This window comes from Neisseria sp. HMSC064E01, assembly GCF_001808875.1.
Lineage (GTDB): Bacteria > Pseudomonadota > Gammaproteobacteria > Burkholderiales > Neisseriaceae > Neisseria > Neisseria sicca_A.
The window spans coordinates 9992-10415 of sequence record NZ_KV794968.1 but is presented as its reverse complement, the minus strand read 5'-3'; positions in this window follow the sequence as shown (position 1 = coordinate 10415).

The following is a 424-nucleotide window of genomic DNA, read 5'->3' as shown; positions in this document are numbered from 1 at the left end:
ATCCTAGCCTTCCCCCGCCGGACGGGGGAAGGAACAAGGTTGCTGTTGCGGCGAAAAGTCGTCTGAAACCAAAATCTTGTTTTCAGACGACCTTTTTAACCGGCTCTAACCAGTAAACACCTTACCTACTGCTGCAACCTGCCCCCTCTCCCGTCGGCGGGAGAGGGTTGGGGAGAGGACGGCTCTATGGTCTGCACGAATTTGATTTCTCCAAGTTACAAAGCCACCCCCATCCTAACCTTCCCCCGCCGGATGGGGGAAGGAACAGTGTTACTGATGTGGCGAAAGGTCGTCTGAAAACAAGATTTTGTTTTCAGACGACCTTTTTAATCGGTTCTAAACAGTAAATACCTTACCTACTGCCATTCTCCCCAATATTACCTTACCATCTGCTGCAACCTGCCCCCTCTCCCGTCTGGCGGGA